The 14,928-nt window shown below is 62.0% G+C and carries 13 protein-coding genes; 6 read left to right on the top strand and 7 right to left on the bottom strand.

The features are described from left to right. Positions 1 to 86: 86 nt before the first annotated feature. Positions 87 to 4,565: a dermonecrotic toxin domain-containing protein gene (locus NR126_RS01640; RefSeq protein WP_256829538.1), complete on the bottom strand. Its 4,479-nt coding sequence runs from the start codon at positions 4,563 to 4,565 to the stop codon at positions 87 to 89. 136 nt (positions 4,566 to 4,701) lie between these two features. Then, the gene (locus tag NR126_RS01635) at positions 4,702 to 5,019 is read right to left on the bottom strand and encodes a YqjD family protein (RefSeq protein WP_027620902.1); all 318 of its coding nucleotides are present in this window, start codon (positions 5,017 to 5,019) and stop codon (positions 4,702 to 4,704) included. A 164-nt stretch (positions 5,020 to 5,183) separates the two neighbouring features. On the opposite strand from NR126_RS01635, the gene NR126_RS01630 reads away from it, so the two are divergent. After that, complete coding sequence (locus NR126_RS01630) at positions 5,184 to 5,435, top strand: hypothetical protein (RefSeq protein ID WP_027620903.1); 252 nt, start codon at positions 5,184 to 5,186, stop codon at positions 5,433 to 5,435. Positions 5,436 to 5,438: 3 nt separating this feature from the next. Here NR126_RS01630 and NR126_RS01625 read toward each other — a convergent pair whose 3' ends face one another. Beyond that, positions 5,439 to 6,359 carry a LysR family transcriptional regulator gene (locus NR126_RS01625; protein ID WP_105754156.1) on the bottom strand — a complete coding sequence of 307 codons (921 nt, stop codon included), beginning with the start codon at positions 6,357 to 6,359 and terminating at the stop codon, positions 5,439 to 5,441. An 84-nt stretch (positions 6,360 to 6,443) separates the two neighbouring features. Between NR126_RS01625 and NR126_RS01620 the strand changes: the two genes are divergently transcribed. Further along, a complete protein-coding gene (locus NR126_RS01620; protein ID WP_256829537.1) occupies positions 6,444 to 7,364 on the top strand; it encodes a carbon-nitrogen hydrolase family protein in 921 nt (306 codons plus the stop codon). Here the strand turns inward: NR126_RS01620 and NR126_RS01615 are convergent. From NR126_RS01615 to NR126_RS01600, 4 genes are all read right to left on the bottom strand, one after another. Then, complete coding sequence (locus tag NR126_RS01615) at positions 7,357 to 7,902, bottom strand: GNAT family N-acetyltransferase (protein ID WP_256829536.1); 546 nt, start codon at positions 7,900 to 7,902, stop codon at positions 7,357 to 7,359. The two genes, NR126_RS01620 and NR126_RS01615, sit on opposite strands and share 8 nt — an antisense overlap. Positions 7,903 to 7,927: 25 nt before the next feature. Then, on the bottom strand, positions 7,928 to 8,401 hold the full coding sequence (locus tag NR126_RS01610; RefSeq protein ID WP_105754158.1) for an LEA type 2 family protein: 474 nt from the start codon (positions 8,399 to 8,401) through the stop codon (positions 7,928 to 7,930). A 61-nt stretch (positions 8,402 to 8,462) separates the two neighbouring features. Then, the gene (locus tag NR126_RS01605; protein ID WP_027620908.1) at positions 8,463 to 9,905 is read right to left on the bottom strand and encodes a nucleobase:cation symporter-2 family protein; all 1,443 of its coding nucleotides are present in this window, start codon (positions 9,903 to 9,905) and stop codon (positions 8,463 to 8,465) included. 119 nt (positions 9,906 to 10,024) lie between these two features. Beyond that, the gene (locus tag NR126_RS01600) at positions 10,025 to 10,921 is read right to left on the bottom strand and encodes a LysR family transcriptional regulator (protein ID WP_027620909.1); all 897 of its coding nucleotides are present in this window, start codon (positions 10,919 to 10,921) and stop codon (positions 10,025 to 10,027) included. Between the two features lie 102 nt (positions 10,922 to 11,023). Between NR126_RS01600 and NR126_RS01595 the strand changes: the two genes are divergently transcribed. The 4 genes from NR126_RS01595 (at position 11,024) to NR126_RS01580 (ending at position 14,861) form a co-directional block, all read left to right on the top strand. Beyond that, positions 11,024 to 12,109: a polyamine ABC transporter substrate-binding protein gene (locus NR126_RS01595; protein WP_256829535.1), complete on the top strand. Its 1,086-nt coding sequence runs from the start codon at positions 11,024 to 11,026 to the stop codon at positions 12,107 to 12,109. A 13-nt stretch (positions 12,110 to 12,122) separates the two neighbouring features. After that, positions 12,123 to 13,082: an agmatinase gene (gene speB / locus NR126_RS01590; RefSeq protein WP_027620911.1), complete on the top strand. Its 960-nt coding sequence runs from the start codon at positions 12,123 to 12,125 to the stop codon at positions 13,080 to 13,082. A 77-nt stretch (positions 13,083 to 13,159) separates the two neighbouring features. After that, the gene (gene zapE, locus NR126_RS01585) at positions 13,160 to 14,269 is read left to right on the top strand and encodes a cell division protein ZapE (protein WP_256829533.1); all 1,110 of its coding nucleotides are present in this window, start codon (positions 13,160 to 13,162) and stop codon (positions 14,267 to 14,269) included. 100 nt (positions 14,270 to 14,369) lie between these two features. Then, positions 14,370 to 14,861, top strand: coding sequence for a GNAT family N-acetyltransferase (locus NR126_RS01580; protein ID WP_027620913.1), 492 nt, complete (start codon positions 14,370 to 14,372; stop codon positions 14,859 to 14,861). Positions 14,862 to 14,928 lie beyond the last annotated feature (67 nt).

Below are 14,928 nucleotides of genomic sequence, written 5' to 3'. Positions count from 1 at the left end.
TTTACATATCAGTGAACGCTTTTTTCGTTAATCGCCCCCCGATGGAGGACTGCGGTTGCAGTACCCCGATCGGAGGGTAACAAGCGTCAAGCAGTGGTCTGGTAATCGTTGCTCGGTGACGGCGTTGACTCAGGATCAAGGCGTCGACCCATCTCACAGATCAGGCGCGCGAGCGAGTCGGCGTTGCGCAGAATGGTGTTGATCCGCGCCTGCGCCGAGGTGCTGTCGAGGAATGCCGTGCGCGCGGCAGCCATGTCGATTGCGCCAGTGGTTTTCCTGACCACACTGCGCAAGCGATGGACGCCCGGGGTCTCATCGAAGTCTTCCCATCGATTCTCTTCGTGGTTCCAGAACGCAAACAGCTCCTCGGCGGGCGTGGCCAGGGACAAGGCTTCGCGCTGAAAACTTTCCAACTGTCCCTTGAGTTCGAGGTGCTGCGGCTCGACGCTGGAGATCAAGTCGCTGAACGGGCGCCGGGCTTCCAGGGTGGCGATGTCCCAGGTGTCCGAAAACAGGTGGGAGAACTCGTGAATCAGCGTGGCAGCCTGGGCGTGACCGAGGATATCAAAGTCTTCCGTCAGCGCCCCCTCGTAGATGTCCAGCCCCTGTTTGAAAAAATGTTCGGTGAAATGCACGGACTGCAACTCGTCTTCAGTGACGACAAAGGCAATAACGCCGATGGCCGGGTAATGACTGGAGCCCACGACAAAACGTTTGTGATCGAGTTGGTCGAGGCTCGGATCCACCAGCGCCTTGCACAGCGGCACGATGGTGTGTTTGATCCTTTTGATGAGGCTCTCATCGACGTTGTCGACATCGAAAAAGGTTTTGATGAAGGCTTCAAGGCGGCTGTTGCTCTGGCCGGAGCCGAGTTGCCCGAGGTTGTACAGGCTATTGAAGGCGTAGTAGCGCGCCAGTTCCAGTGACTGCACGATTTGCTTGGCCCGATCCGGATAGAGCTGGCGAATCGCGTCCATGCCCCGGGCTTCGACATTAATCAAGTGGCGTACCTCGACCTGGGTTTTGTACTTGTTGTGCAGCCTGGACATGGCCTTGCCGAAATGCACGCTGTGCTCGTCCGGGTCCAGGCTCCACTGGCTGCCATCGCGTTGCAGATAAGGGCCTGCCTGTTCGGCATTGACGATTTGCGGCACCACGGCGCGGTCTTCGATTTGATAGACCTTGCCCTGCACCGGGACGTAGCGTCGTCCGGTGTCGATGGCGGTATAGCGTCCCTCGGCGTCTGCCGCGCCGATTTGATTCAGCTCGACGTCGCCGGCCTCGTAACTTTGCAACTGAGTGCGGGCGGGGGCGGTGACGTCAATAGGCTCACGGGTGTCGGCGGACGCCGAGGGCGTTGGACCGCTGGCGGAATCCGGCATGACCTTGCCCAGCGCCACCAACTGCGACGCACCGTTGATGAAGCTGGAGAGCGCGGTTTTCCAATGGTGGTCCTGCAGCGCTTCGGCCGATTGCTCAAAAGCGCGGTAGCTCTGCCAAAGGGACAAAGGAACGGCCAGTTTCCCCGGCACAAAGCGCCCGGCAAAGCGCAGCCCTTTGGCCACCAGGGCGCCGAGGGCCTGCCAGTCGGTCAGTGATTCGGGTTTTGACGGGCTGCCCAGCAACTGCGGCAGCAACCTGTGGTTATCGTCGAACAGACGCCGCAAAACGTTGCCCTGAATGGGCTGGTTAGCCAGGTGCACGGTTCGCGTGGTGTGACTGGCCAATAGGTTCCTGCAGGTGGTCTTGTTGGGCTCCTGCAACCGCTCCAGCAGCAACGACTGCAGCGGGCCGGCCAACGCCAGGGCAGCGAGGAGGGCAGCTTCATCGGCGTACTCGGTCAGCGCCAGTTCCTTCTCATAAGGCGCGTAGAGGACTTGTATGCCGCTGCTGCCCTCACCAATCAGATACAACCCCGGCACTTCAATCACCGCATCGCCAGGGCCCGCGACCAATCCCAGTGGGCGAATCGTTGCCCTGGCGCCGACGACGCTGGCTCGGGCAACGGCGTCGGGCATGTCCATGACATGCTGCAGCAACAGGTAGCCGGTGTTGCTGAGTTTGCCTTGCAGCTTGAGCATGTGGGCGTACAACAGCACTTGCCAGGGCAGTTGGCGGATAAAACGTTGTCGACGCGTGGCCAGCAGCGGCGTGTCATCCAGATAGTCCTTGCCCTCCTCAGTGCTGCGCCGTACTTGTTCCAACAACTCGATGTGGTGCTGGAGATCATCGTTGTTGGCGGTTCTCAACCACAGCGGCAGCCCTTGTCGGGTGACGATGGCCCGGGCTATCTCGGTGGCGCGCTGCAGACTCAGTGCAGTTGCCACCTGTGGATAGTGCTCCTGTTCCGGCACCGTCACCCCGGCAGCCCGTTGCAACAAGCGGGCGTGGGCGTTTGCCGCGAGCAGCCAGTCAATGGCTGACTGCTGTCGATCTTCTAGCACATTGCGCGCAATCAGGCGCAACGAGCCCAGGTGGTAGCTGCAATGAGGGTGGTACTGGGTGCGCGAAATATTCTCCAGTAGCATCAGGCGCTTGACCGGGTCTCGCAGACGTTGGCGCAACGCCTCTTTTGCCTTGTCGAGTGAGCTGAAGCTTTCCAGCCCCAGCGCTGGCGTCCACAGGATGGCGCGACCGGACGTTGATGAATCCTGGCCACCGCGCTCGGTCAACAACAGGCAGTTGGCCAAGGGAATCAGGTTGGGCTCTTGCGCGCACTCCAGGGTCAGGGACAAGGCGTCCGGGCGGAAGCCGTTGAGGTTGTTGCGCTGGGCGGGGACCGGTTTGTCGGGATTGAGCACGGTATCGACGATGGCTTTTTCGTCGTTGCCCAGGGTTTTGTCGAGTACGCGCAGGCGTGCCTCGGTGCGAATGCCCACGGCCATGGCCTGGGCCAGGTCTGGCTTGATCGACTGCAGGAATAGCCGTTGCTGCGCCTGGGTGCTGGCGGGTTGCGCAGCGGCCTTGAGGTCCAGCGCGGCTTGCACGCTGTGCAGTTTCTTGATTGCCAAGGCTGCCTGCATGGCCAGGACAATCGAGGATCTATGATCATTGGCATTGCCGGTTGGGACTGGCCAGCGCCCGTTGCCGGCAACGTCGAGCAATTGGCTGTCGATCATGCCGCGCACGTCCTGCGCCTGGTCGAACAGCGCCTGCAAGTCAAAGGCGCCTCCACTGTTACGCCAGGTCTGCACGGCATAGCGGATGTTGTCTTGTTGCTTGGCAATGATCGCGTCGATCAGCCCCGTGAATGCGGGGCCTGACAGGCTGGCCTGTGAGGTATCAAATTGATCGAAGCCAAGCAGCAAGTCTCTTTCGGCCAGGGTCAGCAGGTTGCACAGCGGGTCGTCGAGACCACCGTAGGTCTTCAGGGCACTCAGGTTCGATTTGAGGTCGGCAAGGCTGTTGATCACCTGCAAACCCTTGGGCTGGGTGTACAGGTAGGCGACCTGGTAATCGATCAGCAACATGCTGCCCGCCAGTTCTGCGTAGTGCTCGCGGGTTTCCCACAGGCGGATTTTCTGCGCCTGGCCCAGGGAGTCCGGCGCTGAGCCAGATGCGCCGCGCAATCCCAGGCGTGCATGCAACCCCTGGCTTTGCTCGGGACTGATGATCGCCTGCTGGCGCTTGAGCAGCAGGTCAGTCCTGGCTTTGTCGGCCATGGCCTGGGCGAAAAACTCTCGGCGGCTGACACCGCTGCTGACTTCCGTGCGCCAATAGGATTGCATCGGGCTCTCGAGCATGGCCGGCAGATCCGCGCAGATCTGCGTCAGCGCAAGCGCCCAGTAGCGTTGCTGCTCCGGGCCAGCGTTGGGCAGTTGCGGGTTGGAAAAGTGCCGCAGCCGGGTCGCGGGCCGAGGCTGGTGCAAATAACTGCGCAGCAGGGCGTCACTCAAAGGCTCGCGGGTCAGCGATGTCTGGCCGTTGGCAGGCGCGGAACCGTAGCTGACTTGGGTTCGGGCTTGCGCCACGCCAGGCATTTGCCGCCTCAGCATGCTGTCGGCCACTTCGTTGAGCATCGCGGCCAGGGTCGGTATGTGCTCCAACTGTTCCAGCATGACGCGCAGGTTGGCGCGGTGACTGCGCACCAATATCTCGGCCTGGGCCTGGAAGACCGAACCGTCGATCACTTCGCCGGTGAGCGTCAGCACGGTATCGACCTTGAGCGCTGCGCGTCGGGAAATCGGCAGGAACGCCAGGAGATCGTTGCGGGTGGCGGGGGCCTTGAGCCGGGTCGAGAGGGTAGTGAGCAGCGTCTGCCGGTCATCGAACTTCTCCAGCCCGCCATAGGGTGTGTACAGGACGGCCTGGTTGCCGCCGGGCGCGGGGTGCATCAGGAAGCTGCCCGCCAGAGGAATGGGGTCTTCATTCGGTACCTTGAGCAAGATGTTCTCGACCGTCATGGGCGGTGTTTGGCTCGAGCGTTGCGGGTGGCTTGGCAGATCAACGGTACGTAACCAGGCCAGGTCGGCGAGGGACCATGACGTTGCGCTCAGGCGCGGAGTGAGGGCGCTGTAGTCTCGCAGGGCCTCAGGGAAAAACAGCGGCAGGGTGTGTTCGGGCATAGCGTGGTCTCAGTATCGAGCGACGACAGGGCATCGCGCTCAGGAGCCATAACGCTAAAGGCCGAACGGCAGGTGCGGGCGGTAGATAATTAAAAGCGGCGTGGCGAGTCTCGCCACGCCTCAGGCAATGGGTCGTTCAACGGCGTCCGAGCAGCAACCCGACCACCAGGCCAAAACCGGCGGAGATTGCTACGGTTTGCCATGGATGCCCACCGATGTAGGTTTCGGTGGCCTCAACCACTGGCTGGGTGCGCTCGCGCACGCTGGTCACGGAGTCGCGGGCCTGTTGCAGTTTCAGGGAGATCTGCCCACGCAGGCTCTCGGCTTCCTCGCCCACCAGGGAGGCGCTGCTCTTGAGCAGTTTTTCCGATTCTTCGATCAGCGCTTGCAGCTCGCTGAAGGCCTGGTCCTTGATTTGCTCATCCTGGGCTTGTCTGGCGGTTCTACGGGCCATCGGGTGACTCCTTGCTGGTATGTGAAGATGAACAATGGAGTGTAGGCAAATGGAAAAAGTTGCAGCTTTTTTGCGTTGAATCCTCAGTGCACTGGAAATCCGTCTCTGGAGATTTCTGCCTACAGTGTAAGATGTCACCTATTTATGCAGCAGGTAATGCCCCGATGAGTTTCAATCTGGCCAACAAATCCCTCGCCGAGCGCGCCGCGCTTGAAGATGAAAAGTCACGCCTGTTCGACCTCTGGCAGAGCAACCTCGGTAAATCCAAGGGCGAAGCCGCGCGCCTGTTCGGTGAGCGCGCCAAGCGCAAGGGCAAGTGGGCCGAGTGGGTGCGTGCCGAACTGGACGGCATGTCGCCGCCGGAGTTCGCCAACATGGTGCGCAGTGAAGTCAATCGCCTGATGGCGGCCAAGTAGGATTCACGGTGTTTGGCGGCTGAAACTGGCGACAATCGCCTCGCGCACTTTCAGCAGTAACGGTTCCAGTTGGCTGCTGGTGCGCCAGCCCAGTTCGATCGGATAACGCGGCAGCTCAAGCGGGCAGGGCAGCAGTGCCAGGCCGCTCAGTTGTGCAATAGCCTGTGCGGCATGCCCGGGGATGGTCGCCACTGCCTGGCTGCCCTTGAGCAGAAACGGCAGTGCGGCAAAGTGGCTGGTGGAGGCACAGACCCTGCGCCCGAGGCCAAGGCTGGCCAGGCCTTCATCGGTAATACCAATGAACCCGCCTGACGACACCAGAATGTGCTCGCGCCGAACGAACTCCTCTAATGCCAGAGCTTGCTGCCCCGGCGTCAGGCTTGCAGCATCCACCAGGCACCGATAGTCGCCTTCCCCCAATACCTGCCGGCTCAGTAGCCGCTCGCTGAAACCACCGGCACTGATCGCCAGGTCAAGGCTGCGCTCCATCAGCGCCTGAGCGACGATCTGACTGTGGCTCTGACGGATAATCAGGCGCAACTTCGGCGCCCGGCGGGCAATTTCTTCGATCAGCCGCCGCCCGTAGGCAATCTCGAAATCATCCGACATGCCGACGATTACCGAACGGCCGTCGTAGTCCTCGGCCGCCGGGTCGACCATGGCCAGGCTTTGCCGGCATTTGTTCAGGGCATCACTGAGCACCGGCTTCAATTGGTTGGCCCGCAAGGTCGGCGCCAGGCCACGGCCGGTGCGCACAAACAATTGATCGCCATAGACCTCGCGCAAACGCCGCAACGCCGCGCTCACCGCTGACTGGGTGACCCCCAGGCGCAGCGCCGCCCGGCTGGCGCTGGACTCGTCGTGCAGGGCTTCAAAAACTTTCAGCAGGTTGAGGTCAATGTCGGTGATATTCATTTGGCTCATATCATTTAGCAGCGAATGGGACTTTATTGATGATCCATGGCCGCCTGAGAATGAGCAATACCTCATTCTCAGGGAGTCACCGTCATGCCCAAGTCCATCGTTGCCGCGCTGCAGATCGGTTCTTTGCCAGGTGGCAAGGGCGAAACCCTGGAACAGATCCTTTCCTACGAACAGGCAATCATCGACGCTGGTGCCGAGCTGGTGGTAATGCCCGAAGCGCTGCTCGGTGGTTACCCCAAGGGCGAGGGTTTTGGCACGCAACTGGGCTATCGCCTGCCGGAAGGTCGCGACGCCTATGCCCGCTATTTTGCCAACGCCATCGACGTGCCAGGTGCGGAAACCGAGGCCCTGGCGGGGTTGAGTGCGCGCACCGGCGCTTATTTGGTGCTCGGCGTGATCGAGCGGGACGCCAGCACCCTGTACTGCACCGCGCTGTACTTCGACCCGCAGCGCGGGCTAGTGGCCAAACACCGCAAATTGATGCCCACCGGCACCGAACGGCTGATCTGGGGCAAGGGCGACGGCTCGACCCTGCCGGTGCTCGACAGCCCGCTGGGGCGGATTGGCGCCGCGGTATGCTGGGAGAACATGATGCCGTTGCTGCGCACCGCGATGTACGCCAAGGGCGTGGAACTGTGGTGTGCGCCGACGGTGGACGAGCGCGAAATGTGGCAAGTGAGCATGCGCCACATTGCCCATGAGGGACGCTGCTTTGTGGTCAGTGCCTGCCAGGTCCAGGCCTCGCCCGAAAAACTGGGAATCGAGGTTAGCAATTGGCCGGCAGAGCGGCCATTGATTGCCGGCGGCAGCGTGATCATCGGGCCGATGGGCGATGTGCTGGCCGGTCCGCTGCGCGATGGTCCGGGCCTGCTCTGCGCAGAAATCGACACCGAGGAACTGGTCCGCGCCCGCTATGACTTTGACGTGGTCGGGCACTACGCGCGCCCGGACGTGTTTGAATTAAGTGTCGATCAGCGGGCCAAACCAGGCGTGCGCTTCATTTGAACCGGCGCCATTCCTTGCGGGTGATTTCCCAGGTCTCGCGGGCATAACGCCCACCGACAAATTCATCGTCGTCGATCCGGATCAGGCGCATGCCGTTGCGTTCCGACAAGCGCCGCGAGGCCAGATTGGGTGAGGCCTTGGGCACTCGCAGGCAATCGCGGCCAAGGTCCTCGAACCAGTAGCGAGTGACCTGCGCACAGGCTTCGGCCATCAGCCCCTGGCCTTGCCAGGGCAGGCCCATCCAGAAACCCCGGTTGTTGTCCTGTTCGTCCATCAGGCTGATGTTGCCGATCAGTTGATCGGGCGCGGACTTCAGGCGAAGCGACCAGTGCCATTCTTCGCCCCGGGCAATGGCCGGCAGGGCGATGTCTTGCAGGTAGTGCAGGGCGCCATCCACCGGGTACGGCCAGGGCACCCTTGCATTGAGGTAGCGCACCACCTCCCAGTGGGCGAACTGTTGCTGGATCGCCTCGGCGTCCGCCAGTTCCAGCGGCTTGAGGATCAGGCGCTCGGTGTACAGCGTCGGGTAATCGGCCATGCTGCAAAGCTCTTCCTTGAGACGGTTAACGGGCGCCCGCCAGCGGGCTGGCCAGGCTCAACTGACCGCTGTCGACAAAGCGCTGGGTGCCGAACAGGCCGCCCGCCAGCTTGCCACGCAGCACATAGGGCAGGTTGTCGAGGGATTGGGTCTGGCTCAGGCCGAGGGTCTGGCGCATCACTGAAAACGCCGAAATGCTCACCGGCACTGTGACCACCGCTTCGGAGAACCGGCCGATGCTGCCCCGTTGATCGCTGACCCCCGACGCCAGCGGCTGGCCGTTGACCTCGAGGTTCAAGGCCACGCCGTTGTAGTCGATCGGATTGTCGTTGGGGTTCTGCACGCGGATCTTCACCGCGAAGCGCACTTCCATGCCCTGGCTTGTGAGCGGTTCCAGGCCCACCACGTTGATGTTCAGCGGATCGCGGTCGGGAAACAGCGCGCAACCGCCAAGGCTGAGGAGCAACAGGCACAGGCCTGAAAAAAACAATCGAAGCATGAACAGGCTCTCGTCAGTAAGGGTCGACCCTTCGCGGTTCGACCCACCTGGCGGCAGTCGTTCAGGGGCGCGATCCGTGAGGGGCAACGTCCGGATTTTCCATGACCTGCAGGACCGACGCTTCGGGGTCGAAGTCGTCTTCTTGCAGTTCGATGAATTCTTCCGGGAGGAACATGTTCAGCACGATAGCGCACAACGCGCCGACGGTGATCGGCGATTCGAAGATGTTGTGCAGCGCCTTGGGCAATTCGCGCAGTACTTCCGGCACCGCCGCCACACCGAGGCCCATGCCCAGGGAGATGGCCACGATCAGCATATTGCGCCGGTGCAGCCCGGCTTCGGCGAGGATCTTCACCCCGGCCACTGCCACCGTGCCGAACATCACCAGTTCAGCGCCACCGAGCACCGGCTTGGGCATCAGTTGCAGCACCGCGCCGATCATCGGGAACAACCCCAGCAGCACCAGCAGGCCGGCAATGAAAAACGCCACGTAGCGACTGGCGACGCCGGTCAGTTGGATCACGCCGTTGTTCTGCGCGAAGGTCACCATCGGCATGCTGTTGAACACGGCGGCCATGGCCGAGTTGAGGCCATCGGCCAACAGCCCGGACTTGATCCGGCGGATGTACACCGGGCCCTTGACCGGCTGCTGGGAAATCATCGAGTTGGCGGTCAGGTCACCGGCGGCTTCCAGCGGCGAAACCAGGAAAATCACCGCCACCGGAATGAACGCTACCCAGTCGAAGTTGAAGCCGTATTTGAACGGTACCGGCACGCTCATCAGCGGCACGTCGGTCATGTTCGCGAAGTCGACGTCGCCCATCAGCCAGGCCACCAGATAACCCAGGGTCAGGCCAATCACAATCGCCCCCAGGCGCAGGAAGGGCACGTCGACCCGGTTCAGCACGACGATGGTGCCCAGCACCAGCGCCGCCAGGGCCAGGTGATGGGCGCCGCCCAGGTCGGTGGCGCCAAAGCCGCCGGCAATGTCGGTCATCGCCACCTTGATCAGCGACAGGCCCATCAGGGTAATGATGGTGCCGGTGACTACCGGCGTGATCAGCATGCGCAATTTGCCGATGAACTGGCTCAGCACCACTTCGATAAAGGCGGCGAAGAAGCACACGCCGAAAATCGTCGACAGGATCTCGTCGGTGCCGCCGCCCCGGGCCTTGACCATGAAGCCGGCACTGAGAATCACGCTGATGAACGAAAAACTGGTGCCTTGCAGGCACAGCAGTCCCGAGCCGATGGGGCCGAAACGCCGAGCCTGGACGAAGGTGCCCAAGCCCGAGACGAACAACGCCATGCTGATCAGGTAGGGAATTTCACTGTGCAGGCCCAGGGCGCTGCCCATGATCAGGGTCGGGGTGATGATCCCGACGAAACTCGCCAGCACGTGTTGCAGCGCGGCGAAAATGGTCGCGGTGAAGTGTGGGCGGTCGTAGAGGCCGTAGATCAGGTCGGAATGTGGGGCAGTTTTTGCGTGGTCGGATGAGGTCACGGGAAAGGTGCCGGTAGGGTCTGGTCGGAAAAAGGAGGCGCAGGATGCCAGAAAGGTGCACTCATCTACAGCGACAACCGACTAAAGCATTGAAAGTTATCCATGTTTGGGTCAATGGCCTACTGTTCGAAGGCCGCCAACAGATCCTCCTCGAACGCCACCTGCGCATCCCCCGGCACTTGGGCGCGATGCCGAGCGAGGTGGAAGGCCACCTCGAAACTGTGCTGCGGCTGGCCGATGGCTTTCAGCAGGCCCTGGTCCTGCCAACTGCGGGCAAAGTGCTCGGGCAGATGGCCGACATGTTGGCCACTGAGGATAAACGCCAGCGTGCCTTCGACCTGCTCCGAACGCGCTGAACCTACCCGGTTGTGCAGGGGCAGGTCATTGCGCAGGAAGCGGTAGGGGTGCTCCACCAGGTCGCCGGCCGCCAGCGCCGTGGCGTCGGGCTCAGGCAGGCTGAACAGCGGATGCCCGGCGGCGCAGTACAGGTGTTGGGTTTCACTGAACAGTGGGCGGTAGTCAAACGCGCTTTGCGCTTGGGAGAAGTAACCGATGGCCAGGTCCAGGCGTTGTTGCAACAGCAGGCGCTCCATTTCCCCGGGCATGGCGCTGATCAGTTCCAGGCGCACTGACTCGTCGCGCTGGCGAAAGTGGCTGATTGCCCGCGCCACGCGTTGCAGCACCGAGGGGTCGAGCGCTTCGGAGAGTCCCAGGCGCACTTCACCCATCAGGCGTCCGGCGACCCCATTGGACTGATGGCGAAAAGTCTCGATGGACTCGAACAGACCACGGGTCGCCAGCAACAACTGTTCGCCCTTGGCCGTGAGTTTGAAGCCGCCTTTGCCACGGCTGCACAGGCGATAGCCAAGGCGGGTCTCGAGCCGGGCCATGTGCTGGCTGATGCTCGACTGACTCAGCCCCAGTTCTCCCTGGGCCGCACTGAATCCGCCGCATTCCACCACGCTCACAAACAGGCGTAGCAACTGCAGGTCGAGGTCATGGAGTTGGCCGAGCATCAAACATTACTCCAGCATAAAGTCAGGGTGATTAACTTGAGATTTTAACGATGTATCTTGCCCTGCATCCTGCAAGCACTTCAATGGCTCCAGGTGCTGGTCATGGCTCTTAAACATGCGTTTCCCGCATTGCTGCTCGCGGCAGCGGTCTCGGCCCAGGCTGAAGACCAGGTGCTGAATCTCTACAGTTGGGCCGATTACGTCGCCCCGCAGACCCTGCAGCGCTTCGAGCAGGAAACCGGGATCAAGGTGCGCTACGACACCTTCGACAGCTCGGAAGTCCTGGAAACCAAGCTGCTCACGGGTGGCAGCGGCTATGACGTGGTGGTGCCGTCGTCCAGCGTGCTGGCCCGTGGCCTGGCGGCGGGCGCACTGCAGGCCATTCCCCACGATTCCCTAAAGGGCTACGCCAACCTTGATCCGGACTTGCTGGAAAAGCTCGCCGCCGTCGACCCCGGCAACCGCTACGGCGTGCCCTACACCTGGGGCACCCTGGGGCTGGGGATGAACGTTGAGGCGGTTCAGCAGCGCCTGCCTGGCGTGCCATTGAACAGCCTCGACATCCTGTTCAAGCCGGAATACGCCAGCAAGCTCAAGGATTGCGGAATTGCCATTATCGACTCGCCGCAAGAGGTGATCGGTCTGACCCTGCATTACCTGGGTAAAGATCCCTACAGCACCGACAAGGACGATCTGGCTGCGGCTCAGGTCTTGCTCCTGCAATTGCAGCCGTCGGTGCTGTATGTCGCCAGCGGGCGGCAAATCAGTGACCTGGCCAATGGCAGCGTGTGCCTGGCCCTGACCTATAACGGCGACGCAAGCATGGCGGCCGATCAGGCGCGCAAGGCTAACAAGCCCTTTGAGGTCGCGTATCGGATTCCCACCCAGGGCACTCTGGTTTGGCAGGACAACCTGGCGATCCCCAAGGACGCGCCGCACCCTGAAGTCGCCCGCACGTTTATCGAATTCATGCTGCGCCCCGACTCCGTGGCAGCACTGACCAACACGCTGTTTTTCGCCACGGCCAACCAGGCGGCGACGCCGCTGGTGGATGCGGCCGTGCGCAATGATCCCGATATCTATCCACCGCCCGCCGTGCGTGAGCGTCTGTACGCCGACCGCAGCATGAGCCTCAAGGACCTGCGCCAGCGTACTCGCCTGTGGACCACTTTCCGTAGCCGCCAATAACAAGGATTGCCTGATGGACATTTCCGAGCACAACGACCAGGCCATAACCCGCGACAGCCTGTACGGCACCGCCGCCGAAAGCACCTACGCCGGCATCACCAGTTTCATGCGCCGACGTTACAGTCGCGATCTGCGCGGGGTGGATGTGGTGGTCAGTGGCGTGCCATTCGACACCGCCACCAGCAACCGTCCCGGCGCTCGTTTCGGGCCACGGGGAATTCGTGCCGCTTCGTCGGTGATGGCCTGGGAACGGCATTGGCCGTGGACCTTTGACCCGTTCGATCACTTGGCGGTGATCGATTATGGCGACTGCAACTTCGACTATGGTTCGCCCCAGGACACACCGGCCTACATTGAGGCCCACGCCGATAAAATCCTCGACGCCGGTTGCGCGATGCTGACCATGGGCGGTGATCACTTCATCAGCTATCCGTTGCTCAAGGCCCATGCGCGCAAACACGGCGCGCTGTCGCTGATCCATTTCGACGCCCACAGCGATACCTGGGCGGACGAAGAGGGTGGCCGCATCGATCACGGCACCATGTTCTGGCACGCCGCCAGGGAAGGCCTGGTCGACCCGTCTCGCTCGGTGCAGATCGGCTTGCGCACCACCAACGACGATCACCAGGGCTTCGCCGTGCTGGATGCGCGGCAAGTGCACCAGCGCGGCTGCACGGCGATCGTCGAGGCGATCCGCGCGCGGGTCGGCGATAACCCGGTGTACCTGACCTTCGACATCGACTGCCTCGACCCGGCCTTCGCCCCCGGCACCGGCACCCCGGTGTGCGGCGGTCTGAGCACCGCCCAGGCCCTGGAAATCCTCGGCGGATTGCGCGGGATCAATCTGGTGGGGATGGATGTGGTGGAGGTGGCGCCGGCCTATGATCATGCCGACATCACCTCATTGGCAGCGGCGACCCTGGCCATGGAGATGCTGTGCCTGTATGCGGCAAGGCATAAGGTGGATCGGTAATCCCTGTAGGAGCAGTCCGCGCTGCTCAGGGTTGGGTGTAATATTGTCTATTTTGAGCCAATCACCCAAGGGCCAGCATGACCTTCGACTCGCCCCTCAGCGCCTACCAACACGCCATTAACCAACAGGGTTTCGTCACTGACGCCGCGCAAGAGCGTGCGGTGCTGGCCTTGCAGCAGTGCCATCAGGCGCTTCATCAAGGCCAATCGCCGATCACCGGCGTTTATCTGTGGGGGCCGGTGGGGCGGGGCAAGACGTGGTTGATGGATCAGTTCTACCAGACCCTGCAAATACCGGCGCGACGCCAGCACTTTCATCACTTCATGGGCTGGGTGCACCAGCGCTCCTTTCAATTGACCGGCACCGCCGACCCCCTGCGTGCGCTGGCCCGGGAGCTGAGCGCCGAGGTGCGAGTGCTGTGTTTCGACGAACTATTCGTCAATGACATTGGCGATGCGCTGATTCTCGGCCGGCTGTTCCAGGTGATGTTCGATGAAGGCGTGGTGATGGTTTGCACCTCCAATCAACCGCCGCAGCAGCTCTACGGCGACGGCTTCAACCGCGAACGCTTCCTCCCGGCGATTGCTGCGATCGAAGCGCATATGCAGGTGGTGGCGGTGGACGGTGGCGAGGATCATCGCTTGCACCCCGGGGTCAATGTGCAGCGGTACTGGGTCAACCAGCCCGAAGCCATCGCACAGGCGTTCGCCGAATTGACCGAGGGCCAGCCGGTGTCCAGCGAGCCGCTGGCAATCGGCTATCGAACCGTGCAGGTCATCCACGCCAGCGAGCATGTGCTCTGGTGTCGATACGCCGATTTGTGCGAGCAACCCTTTGCGGCGATGGACTTCATGGCCTTGTGTGACCGCTTGCGCGCCATCCTGCTCAGCGAAGTGCCGTGCCTCAGTGCCAGCCAACGTCCGGGGCGCATCGCCCGGGGCACCGAAGATGCCAGTGCGCAGGTCGAGGCCGGCGATCGGGAGTTGCCTCAGCTGTCTGTTCACGATGACAGCGTGCGGCGTTTCATCGCCTTGGTCGATGAGTGCTACGACCGCAAAGTCCCGCTCTATCTCGAAGCACAAGTGCCAATGGACGAGCTGTATACCCAGGGCTATCTGGAGTTTGCGTTCCGCCGCACCCTGAGCCGCTTGAAGGAAATGCAAATGCAGCGCTTCGCCGACGTCTGAAGCAATGGGGGCGGGGTTGTGGGCAGGCGTGGCGCACGTTAATGTCGGTGGCCCCGGGCGAAACCCGCAGGGATGCACACTTATTGATCGAGGGAACGCAATGGACTCCGCAGACATCCTGATACTCCAGGCCAGCTACAGCAACCCGATCCACGCCGAGGCGATCTGCCTGGTGCTGGACCACTACGCGCAAGACCCGATGGGCGGTGGTCACCCCCTGACAGCCGACGTCTTGCAGCAACTGCCAGGCGAACTGGCCAAACGCCCTCACGCGTTCAGCGTGCTGGCTTTCGTCAATGGCGAGCCGGCGGGGCTGGTCAACTGTTTCGAAGGTTTTTCGACATTTGCCTGCCGACCGCTGGTCAACGTGCATGACGTCGCGGTGGTCGACAAGTTTCGTGGTTTGGGCCTGAGCCAGAAGATGTTGCACAAGGTCGAGGAGATCGCCCGTCAGCGTGGTTGCTGCAAGATCACCCTGGAAGTGCTGGAAGGCAACGACGTGGCGCAGGCGGCCTACGCCAAGTTCGGTTTTAGCGCCGGGATGTTCGACCCGGCCCATGGGCGGATGATGTTCTGGACCAAGGGGCTTTGAGGTCTGGCCGGTGACATGATGATGCGGTGATAACTCTGTGGGAGCGAGCCTGCTCGCGATTGCGGTG

Origin of the sequence: Pseudomonas sp. Pse1 (genome assembly GCF_024519635.1) — a bacterium.
Lineage (GTDB): Bacteria > Pseudomonadota > Gammaproteobacteria > Pseudomonadales > Pseudomonadaceae > Aquipseudomonas.
This window is presented reverse-complemented; position numbering and strand designations above follow the sequence as displayed.

What these genes read in the sequence shown, in the direction of transcription:
- NR126_RS01630 (WP_027620903.1), top strand. Translation starts at nt 5,184, where the DNA reads ATGAGTTTCAATCTGGCCAACAAATCCCTCGCCGAGCGCGCCGCGCTT.
- NR126_RS01620 (WP_256829537.1), top strand. Translation starts at nt 6,444, where the DNA reads ATGCCCAAGTCCATCGTTGCCGCGCTGCAGATCGGTTCTTTGCCAGGT.
- NR126_RS01610 (WP_105754158.1), bottom strand. Translation starts at nt 8,401, where the DNA reads ATGCTTCGATTGTTTTTTTCAGGCCTGTGCCTGTTGCTCCTCAGCCTT.
- NR126_RS01600 (WP_027620909.1), bottom strand. Translation starts at nt 10,921, where the DNA reads ATGCTCGGCCAACTCCATGACCTCGACCTGCAGTTGCTACGCCTGTTT.
- NR126_RS01640 (WP_256829538.1), bottom strand. Translation starts at nt 4,565, where the DNA reads ATGCCCGAACACACCCTGCCGCTGTTTTTCCCTGAGGCCCTGCGAGAC.
- NR126_RS01635 (WP_027620902.1), bottom strand. Translation starts at nt 5,019, where the DNA reads ATGGCCCGTAGAACCGCCAGACAAGCCCAGGATGAGCAAATCAAGGAC.
- zapE (WP_256829533.1), top strand. Translation starts at nt 13,160, where the DNA reads ATGACCTTCGACTCGCCCCTCAGCGCCTACCAACACGCCATTAACCAA.
- NR126_RS01580 (WP_027620913.1), top strand. Translation starts at nt 14,370, where the DNA reads ATGGACTCCGCAGACATCCTGATACTCCAGGCCAGCTACAGCAACCCG.
- NR126_RS01625 (WP_105754156.1), bottom strand. Translation starts at nt 6,359, where the DNA reads ATGAGCCAAATGAATATCACCGACATTGACCTCAACCTGCTGAAAGTT.
- speB (WP_027620911.1), top strand. Translation starts at nt 12,123, where the DNA reads ATGGACATTTCCGAGCACAACGACCAGGCCATAACCCGCGACAGCCTG.
- NR126_RS01615 (WP_256829536.1), bottom strand. Translation starts at nt 7,902, where the DNA reads ATGGCCGATTACCCGACGCTGTACACCGAGCGCCTGATCCTCAAGCCG.
- NR126_RS01595 (WP_256829535.1), top strand. Translation starts at nt 11,024, where the DNA reads ATGGCTCTTAAACATGCGTTTCCCGCATTGCTGCTCGCGGCAGCGGTC.